This window comes from uncultured Campylobacter sp. (genome assembly GCF_938018035.1).
Classification (GTDB): Bacteria; Campylobacterota; Campylobacteria; order Campylobacterales; family Campylobacteraceae; genus Campylobacter_B.
Genome location: NZ_CALIJF010000287.1, coordinates 1 through 2,335, shown reverse-complemented (window position 1 = coordinate 2,335; position 2,335 = coordinate 1). Strand labels below are relative to the sequence as shown.

The following is a 2,335-nucleotide window of genomic DNA, read 5'->3' as shown; positions in this document are numbered from 1 at the left end:
TGAACGCAGTGTTAAATAAGAGATTATAAAAGATATCCGTAATCTACGATTAATCCAAATTAGATTACGAAGTATTTTTGATATAAGGCGAATAGGCAGGAACGAGGAAAGCTTGTATGCTACGCGGCTAAAGCTCGTAAGGTATTCGCAGTATATAATATTACTATCAAACAACAAAAGCAATCCCTTATTTAACACTGCCTGTGGCTATACAGACGAGGAAACGCCTTGCTCCATCTCGAACCAAGAAGCTAAGCTCGTCCTGGCTGATGATACTATCCGTTACTCGGACGGGGAAAGTAGGTCGCTGCAGGCTTTGTTAAAATTACATAACTTTCCATACAATTTTCAATTTAAATTCTATTCCGGCATCTTTGGCTTATCGCTTTTTTAGCCAATAAATATTGCTTGATAAATTTAAAATTCTATAGCCTTCTTAGAATTTTAGAACCTTCTGTAAATACAAATTTTAAATCTAGCCCTCCATCAATACAAAATCTCAAAACTCTGCATTAAATTTGACTTATATTGAGTGAAAAATGATACGGATTGAAATTTTTCTATAATACTTGCTTGTTCGTATCGTTTTTAATACTATCTGTTGCGTTTGCTTTTTAACTTCTATGGCGCAGCCGCCTTTCTAGCCTCTCCTAGCCTCATTTATATTAATTTATATTTATCCATTCGTTCGTTTTTAAATTGCCACGTTTTTATATCTAAATTATAAAGCCGCCGGCGCTTATAAGGCTTTCGTATGATTTAAACTATATGCCAAATAAAGCTTGGCAAGCATTGTTAATTAATATAATGAAACGCCCCATAAGCAGATAAAACCCTATAAAAAATCAAGCCCATAAAAAGCATGTTCTACAAAAGCAAGCTTATTGATGCAGCTAAATTTTATGAAGATTGCTCGCCTGTCCTCACACGTAAAGTATCCGTGCCTCTCATAACACTAGTATCCCATCGCCATATGCGTCTAGTCTCGTACGTGTAAAGTATCCTTGCGCGGTAAGGTAGGACTAAATTTCATAAATACCGCCGCTAAATCTCGTTTCAATGCTTGCGGTATTAAATAAATTTAATATATCTAGCTTTATCCTTTTCGGTCTCCAAAGAGGAACAAAAAGGCGCTGTTAAATTTAATCTATCTAGCTTTATCGCCTATCTGCTTTTTAAGATCAAGCTTAAATTTAAGGTATTTATTTAATAAAAGAGATTGGAGAACAGATAAAATTTCAATATATCTCTTAAATTTATCTCCCTTTAAGCCCGCTGCAAATATAATCCTTACCGTATTGTAAGGTAGCGTAATAGCTATATGGGCGGTATATCCATTCTAAAGCATAGATATGGGATAGGTATACAAAAGCCTCAATGCTAATAGACGTTTTATTTGGCAATACAAATATCTCAACCTCAAAGGACTTTTAATGAAAAACCTGTTTAAATCCGCATTATTTCTATCGCTTCCTGCATTTATGCTAGCAGCAGTAAATTTAAACACTGCAAGTAAAGATGAGCTTATGGCGCTTCCCGGAATCGGAGAAGCAAAAGCTCAGGCTATCATAGATTACCGCAAGGATAATAAATTTAAAGATATCGAGGATATCAAAAACATTAAAGGCATAGGCGATAAGAGATTTGAGCTTATTAAAGATGATCTTGCCGTAAGCGGACAGACCGATATAAGTGATCTAAAATCTGCCAAGAAAAAAGCAAGTAAACAAGCTAAAGATACCGTCAAATCTGCTAAAGCTAAGGTAAATGCCAAATCAGAAAAGATGCAAGAGAAAATGGATGATAGCATGGATAAAGCTATGAACGATGACGGTAAAGTAAAAGGCTCTACGGCTAAGATGAAAGATGAAGCTAAAGAAGAGGGACCATCTAAGGCTAAAGGTAAGAGGGGTAAGAAGGGTAAGGGGGAGTAAAATTTCTCCCGACCTTAGCTTTAAATTTATAAGCCTAGCGCTTGAGACGAATGTATGATCTACGTAGCAAGCGTATAGATTTAGGCGGAGCTATGGAAGTGTGCAAGATTTTAATTCGAATCTTGCGTAATTAGCTTACTCGACTATACTGTAGATTTAGAAGTTTACAGTTCGATTTAAACTTGCGGATGCAATTTTATTTTATGGTATGGCGAGCCGATATTTTTTGGAATTTTAAGGTGTAAATTCCTGATTTTTCATAAATTTTAATCTCACTGCTTTTAAGCAGAACTAAAATTACCCTAAAGACCGCCTAACTACAGCAAGGTATCGGCAAATCGATTACCGGCGCGTTTCAGATAATGCCTAGAAATCGTGTAGGCTAAAGTCAAGCCATAAGA

At 35.8% G+C, this 2,335-nt stretch carries 1 rRNA gene and 1 pseudogene; both read left to right on the top strand.

The window, feature by feature from the left end:
• The first annotated feature begins 199 nt into the window (after nt 1–199).
• Nucleotides 200–316 (top strand): 5S ribosomal RNA (rrf, locus tag Q0257_RS08575).
• Nucleotides 317–1,433: 1,117 nt separating this feature from the next.
• Nucleotides 1,434–1,673 (top strand): annotated as a pseudogene (locus Q0257_RS08570) (helix-hairpin-helix domain-containing protein); the annotation flags it as partial.
• Nucleotides 1,674–2,335 lie beyond the last annotated feature (662 nt).